This is a genomic window from Embleya scabrispora, assembly GCF_002024165.1.
Lineage (GTDB): Bacteria > Actinomycetota > Actinomycetes > Streptomycetales > Streptomycetaceae > Embleya > Embleya scabrispora_A.
Genome location: NZ_MWQN01000001.1, coordinates 3,057,825 through 3,071,921 on the forward strand (window position 1 = coordinate 3,057,825; position 14,097 = coordinate 3,071,921).

17 protein-coding genes are annotated in these 14,097 nt (G+C 71.7%); all 17 read right to left on the bottom strand.

The window, feature by feature from the left end:
- Nucleotides 1-26 precede the first annotated feature (26 nt).
- The 17 genes from B4N89_RS13450 to B4N89_RS47685 all read right to left on the bottom strand — a co-directional run bounded on the left by B4N89_RS13450 (nucleotide 27) and on the right by B4N89_RS47685 (nucleotide 14,088).
- Nucleotides 27-281: a holin gene (locus B4N89_RS13450; RefSeq protein ID WP_078976076.1), complete on the bottom strand. Its 255-nt coding sequence runs from the start codon at nucleotides 279-281 to the stop codon at nucleotides 27-29.
- Entirely contained in the window at nucleotides 278-1,117 is an 840-nt protein-coding gene (locus B4N89_RS13455) for an N-acetylmuramoyl-L-alanine amidase (RefSeq protein ID WP_078976077.1), read from the bottom strand. Before B4N89_RS13455 ends, B4N89_RS13450 begins: the two co-directional genes overlap by 4 nt.
- Nucleotides 1,118-1,183: 66 nt before the next feature.
- Nucleotides 1,184-1,669, bottom strand: a complete 486-nt coding sequence (locus B4N89_RS13460; protein ID WP_078976078.1) for a hypothetical protein — start codon at nucleotides 1,667-1,669, stop codon at nucleotides 1,184-1,186.
- Nucleotides 1,670-1,680: 11 nt separating this feature from the next.
- Complete coding sequence (locus B4N89_RS13465; RefSeq protein ID WP_078976079.1) at nucleotides 1,681-4,392, bottom strand: hypothetical protein; 2,712 nt, start codon at nucleotides 4,390-4,392, stop codon at nucleotides 1,681-1,683.
- A gap of 14 nt (nucleotides 4,393-4,406) precedes the next feature.
- The gene (locus B4N89_RS13470; protein ID WP_078976080.1) at nucleotides 4,407-6,323 is read right to left on the bottom strand and encodes a phage tail tape measure protein; all 1,917 of its coding nucleotides are present in this window, start codon (nucleotides 6,321-6,323) and stop codon (nucleotides 4,407-4,409) included.
- Between the two features lie 156 nt (nucleotides 6,324-6,479).
- Complete coding sequence (locus B4N89_RS13475) at nucleotides 6,480-6,890, bottom strand: hypothetical protein (protein WP_078976081.1); 411 nt, start codon at nucleotides 6,888-6,890, stop codon at nucleotides 6,480-6,482.
- Nucleotides 6,891-6,898: 8 nt separating this feature from the next.
- A complete protein-coding gene (locus B4N89_RS13480) occupies nucleotides 6,899-7,411 on the bottom strand; it encodes a hypothetical protein (protein ID WP_078976082.1) in 513 nt (170 codons plus the stop codon).
- The gene (locus tag B4N89_RS13485) at nucleotides 7,411-7,821 is read right to left on the bottom strand and encodes a hypothetical protein (RefSeq protein ID WP_078976083.1); all 411 of its coding nucleotides are present in this window, start codon (nucleotides 7,819-7,821) and stop codon (nucleotides 7,411-7,413) included. Before B4N89_RS13485 ends, B4N89_RS13480 begins: the two co-directional genes overlap by 1 nt.
- A 4-nt stretch (nucleotides 7,822-7,825) precedes the next feature.
- A complete protein-coding gene (locus tag B4N89_RS13490; protein ID WP_078976084.1) occupies nucleotides 7,826-8,563 on the bottom strand; it encodes a hypothetical protein in 738 nt (245 codons plus the stop codon).
- A gap of 3 nt (nucleotides 8,564-8,566) precedes the next feature.
- Nucleotides 8,567-9,013 carry a hypothetical protein gene (locus tag B4N89_RS13495; RefSeq protein ID WP_078976085.1) on the bottom strand — a complete coding sequence of 149 codons (447 nt, stop codon included), beginning with the start codon at nucleotides 9,011-9,013 and terminating at the stop codon, nucleotides 8,567-8,569.
- A 10-nt stretch (nucleotides 9,014-9,023) separates the two neighbouring features.
- Nucleotides 9,024-9,626 (bottom strand): head-tail connector protein, encoded by a 603-nt coding sequence (locus B4N89_RS13500; protein ID WP_078976086.1) that lies wholly within the window; start codon nucleotides 9,624-9,626, stop codon nucleotides 9,024-9,026.
- A 5-nt stretch (nucleotides 9,627-9,631) separates the two neighbouring features.
- Entirely contained in the window at nucleotides 9,632-9,964 is a 333-nt protein-coding gene (locus B4N89_RS13505) for a hypothetical protein (RefSeq protein WP_143657947.1), read from the bottom strand.
- Nucleotides 9,961-10,311: a hypothetical protein gene (locus B4N89_RS13510; RefSeq protein WP_078976088.1), complete on the bottom strand. Its 351-nt coding sequence runs from the start codon at nucleotides 10,309-10,311 to the stop codon at nucleotides 9,961-9,963. Before B4N89_RS13510 ends, B4N89_RS13505 begins: the two co-directional genes overlap by 4 nt.
- A 75-nt stretch (nucleotides 10,312-10,386) precedes the next feature.
- Complete coding sequence (locus B4N89_RS13515) at nucleotides 10,387-11,805, bottom strand: phage major capsid protein (RefSeq protein WP_235618604.1); 1,419 nt, start codon at nucleotides 11,803-11,805, stop codon at nucleotides 10,387-10,389.
- Between the two features lie 140 nt (nucleotides 11,806-11,945).
- Nucleotides 11,946-12,752, bottom strand: coding sequence for an HK97 family phage prohead protease (locus B4N89_RS13520; RefSeq protein WP_078976090.1), 807 nt, complete (start codon nucleotides 12,750-12,752; stop codon nucleotides 11,946-11,948).
- A complete protein-coding gene (locus B4N89_RS13525) occupies nucleotides 12,749-13,915 on the bottom strand; it encodes a phage portal protein (protein ID WP_078976091.1) in 1,167 nt (388 codons plus the stop codon). The genes B4N89_RS13520 and B4N89_RS13525 overlap by 4 nt, the downstream gene beginning before the upstream one ends.
- Nucleotides 13,912-14,088 carry a hypothetical protein gene (locus tag B4N89_RS47685; protein ID WP_201260837.1) on the bottom strand — a complete coding sequence of 59 codons (177 nt, stop codon included), beginning with the start codon at nucleotides 14,086-14,088 and terminating at the stop codon, nucleotides 13,912-13,914. Before B4N89_RS47685 ends, B4N89_RS13525 begins: the two co-directional genes overlap by 4 nt.
- Nucleotides 14,089-14,097 lie beyond the last annotated feature (9 nt).

The window sequence follows — 14,097 nt, forward strand, 5'->3', positions numbered from 1 at the left end:
GTACCTCCATCACGCCGGCATGCCGATCAGGCAGTCGGCGGCAGCGTGTGCCTGGTCGACGTCGCCGCCTCGGTCAGGCCCGGTCCGGTGGGTCCGACGCCCGAGAGCACGACCGAGGTCAGTACCGACGCCAACGCGGCGGCGCCCGCCACCGACCCGGCCGCGGCCCAGTCGATGTCCAGCAGGCCGATACCGTCCACGCCCGCGACCGCGAGCAGGGACTGGGCGGCCGTGCGCACCGCGCGCTCACCGGTAGCGCGCCAGAACAGCCGAGTCATCATGCGATCACCTTGAATCCGTGCTTGGCGCCGAGGCGCTCCAGTGAGGTGCGGCCCGGGATGCCGTCCGCATCCGAGCCGGTGTAGCCGAGGCGCCGCTGCCACGCGGCGTACGCGCGGACCGTCGCGGTGCCGTAATGGCCGTCCGCCAGGTCGAGCGCCAGCAGGCCCTCGCCGACCAGAGAGTTCTCCACCTGCCGCACGCCGGAGTACGTCACCGGCGTTCCCGCCGCGGCCGGGTTGGACCGCGCCGCCGCCATCAGCCGGGACAGCGAGATCTCGGGACGATCCGGCGGCGTGGTCGGCACCGACCCGCCATCACCGGACGCAATGCCCGGGAACACCAGATCGTGGAACTGCTCGATCCGCGCGCGACCCGGGCACGCCGTCCCGCCCAACGACCACTGGGCGAACAGGCCGTGATAGCCGTAACCCGGGTCGTCCCAGGTGCGGCAGATCCGCAGCGGCAGGTCATGCCGCTCGTGCAGCCACACGCCCAGCCGGATCAGGCTGTCCACCTGCTCATCCGTCCACGGGTCGGTGTGCTCCAGGTTGCTCGCGCTCTCCACGCTGACCGCGCCGGTGCCGTCGGCCCGCCGGTTCGCCGAGGCGTTGGCGTCGGCGCGGGTCTCGGTGCCGATGTACTGCCACAACCCGCCGTCGTACGCGCAGCCGAAGTGCGACTCCAGGTTGGTCGAGTCGTGCCAGTACTCGTACATCCGTTCGCCGGACCACGGCGCGGCGATCGAGTGGAGGATCAACTGGGTGGGGCGGATGGCGGGCTGGGAGTCGGATTCGGGTTGTAGTTCGCGCTTGCGGGCGCCGGCATACCAGGCCATCGGGGTGCCTCCTTGGGGCATGCGAAATGCCCCGGCCGGCGGCGCGGGGCGTTGGTGGTGACTGGGTCAGGCGTGGGTCCAGCGCATCGACAGGCCGGAGGTGACGTCGGAGGTGACGACGGTGTTGAGGGGTCCGCCGGATGCCTGGCTGCCGCGCAGGTCGACGTAGTCGCCGGCGTTGAGGTACAGGTCTCGGGTCGGTGTGGTGGCGACGGTGACCTGGGCGGGTGTGGGTGCGCAGAACGCGCCGTGGCCGAGGACGGGTGCGCCGTTCTTGTAGAGGAACACGCCGCGGGCGCCGGTGCCGTTGACGGCCCAGGCGATGGCGCCGCAGATGGTGTACCAGCCGGTGAGTTGTGCGGTGTAGCGGGTGGGCGCGCCGATGTTCCAGCCGACGTAGGTGTCGACGGCGGGCGTGGGCCAGGTGATGGCCACCCAGGTGGCGGCGGCGATGGATTGGGCCGCGGCCTGGTTGACGGTGAACAGCGGCGGCGGTGAATTGAGCCGGTTCGCGGTGATGCGCATGCCGGGCTGCCAAACCGTGGTGGACACGGGGGTTCCTCCTACAGGGCGACGACGGTCGGCCGGGCCAGGCGCACGTCCGCCCCGGCGTCCTGGGGTTTGACGACGCCGTTGACGGAGCGCACGACGGTGAACGTCTGCGGCGAACTCGCGCCGCTGATCGCGGTGACGGTCATGACTTCGCCGGCGACGCGGATGTCGAACGGCGTCTCGGTGCCGGCGGTGGTCCACAGCGGGCCGTCGGTGACCGCGACGGACAGGGTCGTGGCGGTCGTCGAGGCGGCGGCGGCGAGTTCGGAGCCGTCGGTGTCGACGCGGTCGGTGTCGGCGATGCCGACGGTCCAGGGCCCGGCGGGTGTGCAGGTGAGTCCGAGGTCCCAGCTGTAGGCGCCGATGGTCTCGGTGTAGCCCTGGGCGATGAGGTCGATGGGGTCGGGTGGCAGCCACGCGGGCGGGTGGGCGATGGTGAGGCGGTCGCCGACGTCGAGGGTGATGGCGGCGGCCGTCAGGTGGGGCGCGGCGGCGAGGTCGACGTGTACGAGGGGGTAGCGGGCCTCGTTCCAGGTGCCCAGGTGCAGGCGCCACCCGGCGTGGTCGGCGGGCTGGGTGTCGTCGGCGAGGTTGAGGGTGATCGCCTCGTCGTAGCGGCCGACGCCGGTCGGCGGCGGCAGGGTCGACAGCGGTGTGGTGGTGTCGACGGCGCGCGCGGAGGAGCCGCCGGCGCGGGTGACGGTGACGTCGTTGCGGACCGCCTGGTCGTCGTCGACCGGCTCCAGGGGCGGCGCGACCTCGCCCGGCGCGGCGTAGTCGAGGGCGAGCCGCGGTGTCTGGTTGTAGAGGGAGGTGCGGGGTCGATAGCACAGGGCGACGGTGTCGCGGGCCTCGTACAGCACGCCGCCGTCCGCGTCGGCGGCGTCCTGCAGGAGCGTGAGGAGGGTGTCGGGGCGTTGGGGTCCCATCGACACCTGGTCGTCGACGTTGCCGTAGACCCGGGCGGTGATGCCTTCCTCGCCGGCCAGGCGGGCGATGCGGGCACCGGCCGTCTCGTGGTTGAACCCGTGGTCGGCGAGGGCGTACGCGTCGGTCGTGTCGGTGGCGAAGACGGCCAGGTGCCCGATGCGCGTCTTGTCGAGTTGGGCGCCGAACACGGTGTCGATGCTGGTGATCGCGCCGGCATCACCCGGGTAGGTCCCCGTCAGTTGGCCGGCGTCGCCACCGATGTTGTCCCACCGGATCAGCCAGTCGACGTCGGACCCGTTCTGGGTGACCGACACCTGTTGACGCACCCACCCGCCGAACTTGCCGTCGACGAGGATCGCGATGTTGACGGGCAGTCCGCCGGCATCGTCGAACGCCTGGAGGAAGAACTCGCCGTCGCGGGCGGTGACGTGCCATCGGATGGCGGTGCCGGCGGAGCGCCAGCCGATGATCTCCGACCCGACGGTGGGGATCGAGTCGGCGGGCACGAAGTACACGAACTCGATGCACCATTGCCCGGTCGGCACGGCGGGGGTGGGCACGGTGGCACTCATCGACGCGGCGGCGTTGATCGTGGGCAGCGCCGACGATCCGGCCAGGGTGTCGTCCGCGGCGAACGAGAACCCGTCGACGGCCAGAGGGTCGACGTTCGCGATGGGCGAGTAGGCGCGGGTCGCGTCGCGCTCCTCCTCCATCGGCCAATAGGCCAGGGGCGAGCGCGACGGGATGCGCCGGCGCAGCGTGGAGTCCAGGGGGGACGCGCCCTGGCCGAGGCGGCGCAGGACGCCGGCGGCCTGGAGCGGCACCCACACGTCCCGGCCGGACACGTCCCACCGGGCGGGCCATGCGGACACCTCGCCGACGAAGCGCGTGGCGCGGTTGCCGACCGCGGTGCCGGTGACGCTCCAGGCGCGGCCGGCGGAGTCGACGAACGAGGTGGTGCCGGCGGCCTGGGCGGCGAATTGCGGGTCCGCGACGATCGTGCCGTTGATGCCGTTGCGGACCTGCGCGGCGTGGACCCGGCCGGATGCCGGGGTGAACGTGAACCCGGTCAGGTCGCCGATCTGGAGGGGTGCGCCGCCGGCGACGAGGGCGGTGGTGCCGGTGGTGCCGGTGACGGGCGCGCCGATCATGGTCCAGGGGCCGGCGATGGTCGGCGCCTGGTAGAAGGTGGCCGTGTATTCGCCGGCGCCGTTGTTGACGTCGAGGGTCGCGCGTACCGCCAGGCGATCGGTCGGGGGGAGGTCGATCGCGGTGGTGGTGCCCGGTTGGAGGAACGCGCCGCCGCTGTCGAACCAGGCGAGGTACAGGTAGCCGCGCTGGACCAGGAGCCGCCAGGCGCGGTCGGTTCCGCTGCCCCATTTCGCGATGAGTTCGACGGTGCCGCCGGTGAACCAGTTGTCCAGGGTGGCGTCGAGGCGGATGTCGATGTCGCCGGTGATGTCCAGGGCGGCGGTGTCGGGTGTCGACGCCCGGGCGCCCGCGGTGCCGGGCAGGTCCAGGGCGGTCGGCCCGGCGGCGACCGTCACCCGGATCGGCGTGTTGCGGCCGATGCGCCCGTAGTAGGGGCTCGTCGGGTTCCGCGGCGAGTACTTCCCGGAGCGGTTGTTGAGGGTGAGGGTGCATTTGCCGGCGTCGACGCGGGCGGCCTCGTCGGCGCGGCCGCGGGTAATGGTGATCGCATCGCGCAGGTACACGTCGCCGGTGATGTCGGTCCAGGTGCCGCCGACGCTGAGGTCGACGCGCACAGGCAGCGGGGTCTGCGGAAACGCCACGGTGCTCGCTCCTTTCAGGTGCCGAATGCGACCTGCGCGCTGCCGCGTCCGTCGACGCGGACCATGCGGCGGATCATGCGTTTCAGGTCCTCGTCGGCGCCGGTGACGTCGAGGACCAGGCGCACGGTCCCGTCGCCTCCCCCTCCCGCGCGCGAGAGCGGTGTGACGCGGGCGCCGGTGGGCAGGTCGAGGACTTCCGGGCCGGCGTCGCCGACGACGACCCGGCCGCCGCGGACGATGTCACCACCGCGCGCCAGGTAGGGGATGTCGGGGGTGCCCAGGGTGAACGACGGGATGCTCACGCCCATGAACGAGCCGCCGCCGACGGTGAAACTGAGCCGGTTCCAGCCGCCGATCACGCCGTTCACGGCGCCCCGGAACCCGTCCGAGATGCCGTTCCACATGCCGGCCGTGGCGCTGGTCACGCGTCCCGGGAGCGCGCCGAGCCAGGACATCACGCCGTTGAAGGTGTCGCGGATGCCGTCGCCCATGGCGATGGCGCCGCCGGCGATCCCGTCCCAGACGGCCACGACTCCGGGCCACAGGGTGCCGGTGAACCAGCCCGCGACCGACTGGATCGTCGACCAGGTCGCGTTCCACGCGCCGGTCACGATCGCGCGGAACGTCTCGCTGTGCTGCCACAGGAGCACGATCGTGGCGATCAGGGCGATGATCCCGATGATCACCCAGGTGATCGGGGAGGCGGCCATGGCCGCGTTCCACAGCCACTGCACGGCGGTCGCCGCGGCGGTGGCGCCGGACCACACGACCTGCGCGGCGGCCCAGGCCATCATGCCCGCCTTGACGATCAGGACCGCCGCGGCCAGGCCCGCCAGGGTCAGCAGCACGGGCCGCATGTACTGCTGGTGTGTCTGCCCGAACTGCACGATCACGCCGCCGATGTCGGCGAGTTTCGCCATCGCGGTGCGCTTGAACGCCTCCAGCTTGCGTGACGGGTCCTTCGAGAGGGTGTCCGTCATGCGGGTGGCGGCGCCGGCGGTGTTGTCCATGCCGGTGGCCGCCGCCGCGCTGGCGGGGTTCAGCGCGAACAGGGCGTCGGCCATCACGGTGCCCGGGTCGCCGAACAGCGCCGTGGCAGCGTTGAGTTTCGTGGACTCGTCCTTGGTGCCGCGCAGCGCGTCCAGGGTGATCTGGAGTGCGGACGCGGCGGTCGGCCCACCCTTGGCGATCTTCGCCGCCATGTCGTCGGCGTCCAGGCCGATGCTCTTGAACGCGTCCTTCGCGGCCTGCCCGCCGGCCAGGGCGAGTTCGCCGAACTGGCCGATGGCGTCGGCGACCTGGTCGATGTCGCGGGCGCCGCCCTTGACGCCCTGGGCGAGCAGCGCCATCGCGGTGGTGCCGTCCAAGCCCAATCGTCTGAACTGGGTGGAGTATTCGTTGATTGTGGCTGGCAGGTCGGCCTGCATGCTCTTGGGCAGGGACTGGGCGGCCGAGGTGATCAGGTCGAACGCCTCGGTGCCGTTCTTGGCCAGGCCCGTCTTGATGAGCTGGCCGGCGGCGGTGGCGGTCTCGCCGATGTCGAACTCGAACACCTCGCCCAGGGCCGTGGCCTGTTTGGTCATCCGCACCAGCTCGGCGTCGCTGGTCGTCCCGAGCGAGCTGACCGAGCTGGTCACCCCGATCAGGGCGGTGTTCACGTCCTGGATGCTCTCGCCGAACCCCGCCTTGAACGCGGTGCCCGACAGGCGGGCGACGCGCGCGGCCTGGTCGCCCGTCAGGTCGAGCTGCGCGGCCATCACGCTGTTCGCCCGGCCCATGTCGAGCGAATCGGCGACGCCCTTGCCGAGGGCGCCGGCGATGCCCGCGCTGATCGCGGTGGCGGCGGCGGTGAACTTCTCCTTCATCGCGTTGAGCTGACCCGACGCCCGGTCCTTCGCGATCAGGTTGAACACGAGCGAGGTGTCCGTCATGGTGCCGTCACCTCCGTCGTGCCTTGTCGATCGCTTCGTCGGTGGCCTTCTTGTAGGCGTCGAGCCACGCCAGGACCTCGTCGGTGTCCTCGACGGTCATGGACGCCCACTCCCAGGGCCGGATGCCGAGCAGGTGCGCCGCGTTGCCGAGCTGCCCTAGTCGGCGGTCGGCGGCGGCGCTTTTCCCTCGTGCGCCCGGTCGTCGTAGGCGGTCTCGATCTCGGTGTCCAACTGCGACAGGACCGCGGCGAGTTCGTCACCGCGCAGGTTCTCGACCGCCTCGGCCCGCAGCGTCAGCAGCTCGGCCCGGGAGAACTCCAGCGTGAGTTCGTCCCAGGCGAAATCGACGTCGCCGAATCGCAGTTTGGGGTGTTCGCGGCGCAGGAACGTGAACAACAGCGCACGCCGGCACAGGGCGTGTCCCTCCACGACGTCCTTGGTGAACTGGCCGAACGAGCGGTCCGTCCGGCGCTCCAGGTCCTCCCGCTCGACGGACATCAACCGGCGCGGGTCGTAGCGCCACCGGGTCGGCTCCTCGGCACCCTCGGGGTGGTAGACCAAGTACACGCGTGCTCCTAGGTGGGTGGGATGCGGTTGGCGATGCGGGCGGCCATGGACTCCATGGCGTCGCGGATGGCCTCGGCGTACAGGTGCCCGCGGCGGGCCATCGCCCGGTCGAACCAGTCGAGCGAGCCGCGCTGTTCGTGCCACACGTCGGTCTTGTAGATCTGCGTGCGCCACGTCTCCTGCTGGGTGCGCTTGGGGGCGTTCGCGAACCCGCGGATGTTCGGCGTCTTGCGGGCCTTGACCCGGGCGCCGGACCAGCGGCCGCCCAGCTTGACCTCGTTGCGGATGCGGCGGGCGATCGAGGCCCGCAGCCCGGGGGACGCGGTGCCCATCCCGGCGGACGCCATGCCCATGATTCCCGAGCGGGCGTCCTGGATCGCCGGAGCCAAGGCGGCGCGCAGGTTCTGCGCGAGTTCCTTGCGGAGTTCCTTGCCGTCGGCCTCGGCGCGGATCGCGCGGACGAGGGCGTCAAGGCCGTCGTGACTGACACTGAGGTCGACCGGCGGGTCGGGCCTGGACATCAGGCCGTCGCCCGAGTGACCGCGCCGGACGTGGGATAGGACACCTTCACGCTCGCGTCGTCGCCGACGCCGCCTTCGAGGGGGTTCCAGCCGTTGATCAGCAGGCTGCCGGTGTATTTCGGGTTCGAGGTGCCGACGGCGGCCTGGTCGGCGCGCACCTCGAACGGCACGACCTGGCCCAGGAGCGGCCACATGATCGAGTCCAGTTTGGTCGCGGCGAAGTCCTGCTTGAACTCCAGGGCCACTTCACCGGACTTGAGACCGCCCAGGACTTCCTTCCACCCGAGCGATGCGTAGGTGGTGACGTCCTTGTCCTCGACCTCGACCGAGACCTCGGCCTTCGTGGCGTAGGAGGACAGGTCGTTGGCGTTGATCGAGACGTAGGCGGCGAGCAGGACCATCTTGGGCATGGGGTCACCTGATTCCGAGGGCGGCGGCGAGCATGAACGAGGGGGTGGTGCCGGTGATGGTCCACGCGAGCCGGTAGTAGGTGTCGGTGATCGCGGTCCCGTCGGTGCGCAGCGTCTGGCCGCCGGGCGCGGTCGCCGCGGTGAACGTGGCGCGGGTGGTGGGGCTGGGGAATCCGATGGCGTCGTCCGACTCGACGCGTGCGGTGATGCTCGGGCCGGCGGTGCCGGCGACCGAGAGCACGTGCAGCGCGGCGTACAGCCGCTTCCCGGCGGGCACCGCGCCGAGCTGCATCGCGGTGCCGACGCCGGTGACCGTGCGGGCGGTGCCGGGCGGATGCGCGATGCTGCCGCGCACCAGGGGCCAACTGGATTTGGCGGTGCCCTTCCAGGGCGCGATCTCGCCGACCTGGTCGCCGAGGCCGTAGTCCGCGCGCAGGGCCTGGGTGAAGTAGGCGAGGTCGCCGACGGCGGCGCCCGCCGGGCCGATCGTCCAGGGCCCGATGCCGCCGAACTGGGCCCACGACGCGTCGTCGACCATGCTCGGGTCGCCAGCCTCCCAGTAGCCCTCGGCGGCAATCTCCGCCGAGGACAGGCCGCCCAGGACTTCCTTCCAGCCGCCGGACCCGTAGGTTGTGGCGTCCTTGTCCTCGACCTCGGCGGAGATCTCGACCTTGGTCGAGGCGCCGGTCAGGTCGACACCGGCGGCGAACGCCCGCACGCCGAGCAGGATCATCTTGGTCATGGGTCAGTCACCGTCCCCGATCACGCGGATGGTCAGTTCGGCGCCGACGTACTGGGTACCGGCGTGCTCGTACCAGCGGTAGCCGGCGATGCGGGTCACGTGAAGGTCGTCCGCGAGACCGCCCAGCGCGGCCTCGCCCGGCGCGCCGCGGGCCGCTTCGATCGCCTGCTTGAGGGACGCGGGTCCGGCGCCGGAGAGCATCGCGTCGAGGTGGCGCTGCGCGGATCGGTCGTCGCCGCGGCCGACCAGGACCCTGCACGTGAACTCGACCTGGTCCTGGCCGCGGCCGAAGACACGGTCGAACTCGACGCTGTACTCGCCGACGAAGAAGTGCGGTTCGACCACGCTGTCCGGGGTGTATCCGGAGCACGTGAGCTTGCCGACGCCGGAGGGCAGGACGACGGCGCGGGCGGCGGTGGCGATGGCCGCGCGCACGGCGGAGATCTGCACGTCGAACCTCCTATCCGAAGCCGGGCAGCCGGAGCGCTTCGAGCAGGCCCGCGACGTCCGGGTCGACGCGTCCCAGACGCATGACGCCCCAGTCGGCGGAGCCGAGCACGCCCTCGGGCGAGTCCTTGCGGCGATACAGCCGCAGCGCCTGGATCTGGGTGGCCTGCACGACGTCGTCCGGGATCGCGGGCCATCCCCATCGGGCGGTGACGCGCACCCGGGACAGGCCGTAGCCCGCGTCCCATTCGCCGGTGCGGCGGCTGAGGGCGGTGATCGGCTCCAGGTCCGTGAGGGCGTTGTCGGGCGTGGTCTCGTAGTTCGTCGTCGTGGTCCAGGACCCGGGCCCACCGAGTTCGACGACCAGGCCGTCGAGGCTGCCGATGTCGTCGACCAGGAGGTGTTCGCCGTCGTGGTCGCGCATCGCCCGCAGCGTCGGCCGGTAGATCCGTTGGACGGGTGCCGGGTCGAGCCAGAACCGGCGGCCGGTCAGCCGCTCGACGAACCGGCTTGCGGTGGCGATGGCTTGGGTGAGCAGCGCATCGGCGGTGGTGTCGTCGGGGTCGAGGCGTAGTTGTGCCTTGAGCGCGACGAGGTTGGTGTATTCGTTGGCCATCGGGGTTACTCGTCGGCGTCGTCGGGTGCCCGGCCGCGGCTGCGGCGGCCGCCGGCCGCCCGGCGCGTGCCGATGGGCCCGGTCGGCGTCGGCACGGGAGCGGCGGTGTGTCGACCGGGGTCGGGGGTGCGGTCGACGGGCCCGCCGCCCGGGTCGGTCACCGGCCGGTCGTCGGTGGTGTCGTCGTGGTGCCCGCGCGCCGCCAGCTCCCGAGTGACCTCGGCGGCGCGGTCGGTGCGGTTCTGCGACAGGTAGACGGCGCGTTCGCGCAGCAGGGCGGCGATCTCGCGTCGGGTGCGGTCGTCGGGGACGTCGGGGGTCATGGTGTCCTCGCTCATTCGGGCACCACCAGCAGGACCGCGCGGTAGGTGACGCTGGGCGTGGTGCCGGCGACGGTCGAGGTGACGCGCACGTAGGGCCGGGTGATGGTGGCGGCGGCAATCCGGTTGCCGACGCCGGTGAGTTGGGCGGTGCCGCTGCCGGGGACCGCGGTCCAGTCGGTACCGTTGCCCGACTCCTCGAGGGAGCAGTCCAGGGTCGGTGTGCCGGATGCGGCGGTGCAATGGACGGTCAGTACAACGTCGGCGGCATAACCGGCGGCGGTGACCGGGCTGCCGGTGTGGGTGCCGGTGGTGCGCGCGGCCAGCGGCAGCGCGACGTCACCGGACACGGGGCGCAGGCCCATCGTGTCGGTCTCCTCCCGAGAGGGGTGTGCGTCGGCGGCCGCGGGCCCGAGGGCGGCGGCCGCCGACGTCGCGGATCAGAACGCGGGCGTGACCAGGCCGGTGCCGCCGACCTTCTGCATGCCGTTCGCGTATCGGCCGAAGGTGTACGCGAAGTAGGAGTAGGCGACCAGGAGCACGCCGAGGTTCGCGGCCGCGGCCTGCTCGGCGCGGATGAACAGCGGCGCGTTCGGGTCCTCCCACAGGTGGCACTCGCTCGCGGGGACGACGTACAGCTCGTCCTCGTTGGTGCCGGTGCCGTAGTTGGTGGCGATGTTGTTGTCGACGATCACCTCCAGCCCGCAGGGCAGGACGCCGCGCGGGCCGCTGCCGTAGCTGCTGGCCGAGTCGGCGGTGCCGCTCGCCTGGACGGGCACTCCCGACCAGTTGATCAGCGGCCAGGTGCTCGACATCTGGCTGGAGAGCCAGTACCAACGGCGCGAGTGCATCACCGCGTGCGTGGGCCGGCCCATCGCCAGCAGCGCGGCCTCCACGCCCGCGGCGGCGCCGAGGATCTTCGGGTACATCTCGGCGCCGGTGGGCGTGCCGTCGGTGTACGCCAGCGCAGTGGCCACGTTCGTCAGACCCGTGGTGGCCTGGTTGAGGAGCGTGGCGTCGAGCTTGGTGGCGACCCGGTTGAACAGGTCCTGCATCGTGACGTCCTCGATGCCGGTACCTCGGTCGATCGCCTGCCGGGACACGGTCTGCTGCCCGGCGGCGGTCTGCACCGGCACGGTCAGCAGGGTGTCGTCCATGTTCGTCTCGGACACCGCCGCGTTCTCCGCTGCCTGGATCTCGGCCGAGGACGCGGTGGTGATGCGCGAGATGTTCACGCTCATGCCCTGCTCGGGCAGCTCGTGGCGGTTGCACACGTCGGCGAACGGGCGCAGGGCGGCGGTGGCCGGCGCGTACAGGTCGGTCAGGTACTGCGGCACGGTCAGACCCGCGAACGCGCCGGTGCCGACCGCGCGCGCCATGTACTCCGCGCGCTCGATGCGTTCCTCGGCCATGTGCCGCGACAGCCGGCCGGCCGCCTCGACGTCCTGAAAGAGGAACTGCCGGCTGATGTCCATCAGGAACTGCTTGCCGCGCCGGTCGGTGTCGGGCCGGTAGGTGCGCTCCTCGGTGCCCACCCGGGCGACGCGGTCGTAGGCCGGCGCCCGGGTCTGCGTCGGCGCGACCTCGCGCTGTGCCGCGGCACGTTCCATCTCCTCCGTCTTGATCTTGTTGGCGTTGGCGAGCTTGTTGCCGATGCCCTCGATGTCGGCGGCGGCCTGGTCGCGCGCGGCGAACAGCTCGGCGACGCGTTCGTCCTCCTCGGCGCTCAGCGCCGAGCGCCCGTCCTGCTGGGCCTTCGCCAGGATGAGCTCGATCTCCTTGCCGCACTTAGTGCGGCGCTTCTTCGCGGCCTCCTGCTCGACCTCGATGGAGGCGATGAGGTCGTCGATTCCGGGCATGCCGAAGTCCTTCCGGTGGATCGGGAGTTGGGTGTGATGCGTGACCCGGTGCGGCACGGGTGATCTGCCGGTCCGCGTCGGGGGTCGCGCCTCCGGGCGATCTGCCGGACGGCGTACACGAAGGGGGGCGGTGCGGTGGCTCAGGTCTCGGCGTCGTCCTGGACCAGCAGGCGGGTGCGGACCATCGCGATCGACCGCCCCACGGGCGCTGCGGCCCGGGCGGCGGGCGCCGCCGGCGCCGGGTGTGCGAGCGGGGCGGTGTCGCCGACGTCGCCGCGGCGGCCCAGGAGCGCGTACGCCTCCTGGGCGACCAGCGGCGGCAGGGTGGGGATCGACGCGAGGAATTCGCCGGACCGTGCGCTGATGGAGGTGTGCGGGTTCGCGCCGTAGGTGACCGGGCCGACGTCGCCGCGTTCCAGGTCGAACGCCTCGATGCGGTACTCGGAGTAGTCCGGGGACCAGCGGCCCGAGGTGATGCGGAACATGAACGACTGCTCGCGCACGTCGTCGTCCTCGATCGCCTGCACCAGCAGTTGCACATCGCTGCGCTTGGGGTTGAGCCAGGCCCGGCAGCCGAGGCCGGCGTCGTCGGCCCACAGCTCCAGCCGGCCGTTGCGGGTGCCGGCCATCGGGGTACCGGCGTGGTTGAACCGGAACACGACCTCGGGGTTCGCGGCCAGCGTCGCGTCCGCGGCGCCGGCGGAGACGATCTCGGTGTAGGGGCCGAACATGTCCCACATCTCGTAGCCCTGCTCGAACGCCGACGCGTAGCCCTCGACCTGGTAGTACTGCAAGCCGTCCCGGTCGACCAGCTTGGCGCGGAGCTTCGCACCGAACCGGAGCTCGGGTGTCTCGGGCCGGTCGCGCGGCACCGCCATCGGGGCGGTGCCGGCGGCCGAGCGGCGGGCGGTCGCGGCGGCGGCGCGCAGGCCGGCCGGTGAGGTCATGACAATGCTCCCGATGTCGCGGTGGTCGGTGTGGTCTTGGGTCCGCCGAACAGCCGGTCGAACTCGGCGAGTTGCGCGTCGGTGAACGGCTGCCGGTCCTCCAGCGCACGCGCCTCGGACGGCGCCAGGACGCGGGCCTCGATCTGCGTCCGGATGGCCTGGGCCCGCGCCGCCGGATCCATCCGCAACAGCGCGTCGGAGTTGAGCTTGACGAACCGCGGCCGCGACGTGAGCCGGGACAGCGCGTCCTCACGGCGGAAGATCGCCGGCCCCAGATTCATGATCAGGAACTGGAGGTTGCGTTGGCTGATGTTCGCGTAGGTCATCGAACTGCCGGACACGCCGGCGTCGATCAGGTCGCCCGGCACGTCGAAGAACCTGGCGATGTCCCCGATCCCGAATCGTTTGGCGTCGACCCAGCCTGCGGCGGACGCCTCGGCCTGGATGGGCTTGTACTCCCAATCGTTGCCGGTGACGAACAGGTCCCGGTTCTGCGTGGCGCTCTTGAACCTGCGCTTGGTCTCGTCGGCCTGGTCCGCCGTGATGGTCTTGGCGGTGTTGCGCAGGTGCGCCGAGGGGATCGCCCCGCCGCCGAACCAGTCCAGGGCGAACTGCTGGATCGACAGGTACTCGCCGATCGACCAGGACGCGTACGCCACCGGCGACAGGCCGACCGGCAAACCCGCCACGGTGTACTGGCGTTCGTGCCACACCTCGTCCGGCTGGTACACGGTGCCGCCGATGCGGTACGTGATCCCGTCGGCCCGGTGGAGCACGCTCACATCCGCCAGCGACACCAGGTCGATACGGGCCGGCAGCCCCAACCCGTCCCGGGCGGTGATCAACCCGAAGCAGTTGCCGGCGCGGTCGAGGTCGAACTGGGTGGCGTAAAGCCACTCCTGAATGCCGACCCGGTCGCCGCCCGGGGTGACCAGGACCGGCGGCGTGGGCACCTCGACCTTCAGACCACCGACCCGGCGGTAGACGTCCACCGGCATCGTCGACACCAGGTTCGCCCGCAGCCGCAGACACGACCAGATCGCACTGTGCCGCAACGCGGTCTCGTTGGTGACGGTCGCAATGCCGACGCGCCGATCGGTGCGGGTGGGAATCAACTGGTCGGCGGTGGGGTGCGGGCCGGACCGGCGCGTGAACAGACTCACGACCGCCCACCCCTCCCGGCGACGCGGGCCGCCGCCGAGGAACCGACCAGGACGACGGCGCCGCTCGCGACCAGACCCGCCCACCCGATCAGGGGCACCAACGCCGCGCCCGCGCCCGCGGCGACCAACAGCAGGCCCAGCACGTCGAGCAAGGTGGTGACGACGTCTCGCACGCGCGCTCC

What these genes read in the sequence shown, in the direction of transcription:
- B4N89_RS13450 (WP_078976076.1), bottom strand. Translation starts at nt 281, where the DNA reads ATGATGACTCGGCTGTTCTGGCGCGCTACCGGTGAGCGCGCGGTGCGC.
- B4N89_RS13455 (WP_078976077.1), bottom strand. Translation starts at nt 1,117, where the DNA reads ATGGCCTGGTATGCCGGCGCCCGCAAGCGCGAACTACAACCCGAATCC.
- B4N89_RS13470 (WP_078976080.1), bottom strand. Translation starts at nt 6,323, where the DNA reads ATGACGGACACCTCGCTCGTGTTCAACCTGATCGCGAAGGACCGGGCG.
- B4N89_RS13480 (WP_078976082.1), bottom strand. Translation starts at nt 7,411, where the DNA reads ATGTCCAGGCCCGACCCGCCGGTCGACCTCAGTGTCAGTCACGACGGC.
- B4N89_RS13485 (WP_078976083.1), bottom strand. Translation starts at nt 7,821, where the DNA reads ATGCCCAAGATGGTCCTGCTCGCCGCCTACGTCTCGATCAACGCCAAC.
- B4N89_RS13490 (WP_078976084.1), bottom strand. Translation starts at nt 8,563, where the DNA reads ATGACCAAGATGATCCTGCTCGGCGTGCGGGCGTTCGCCGCCGGTGTC.
- B4N89_RS13500 (WP_078976086.1), bottom strand. Translation starts at nt 9,626, where the DNA reads ATGGCCAACGAATACACCAACCTCGTCGCGCTCAAGGCACAACTACGC.
- B4N89_RS13505 (WP_143657947.1), bottom strand. Translation starts at nt 9,964, where the DNA reads ATGAGCGAGGACACCATGACCCCCGACGTCCCCGACGACCGCACCCGA.
- B4N89_RS13510 (WP_078976088.1), bottom strand. Translation starts at nt 10,311, where the DNA reads ATGGGCCTGCGCCCCGTGTCCGGTGACGTCGCGCTGCCGCTGGCCGCG.
- B4N89_RS13515 (WP_235618604.1), bottom strand. Translation starts at nt 11,805, where the DNA reads ATGCCCGGAATCGACGACCTCATCGCCTCCATCGAGGTCGAGCAGGAG.
- B4N89_RS13520 (WP_078976090.1), bottom strand. Translation starts at nt 12,752, where the DNA reads ATGACCTCACCGGCCGGCCTGCGCGCCGCCGCCGCGACCGCCCGCCGC.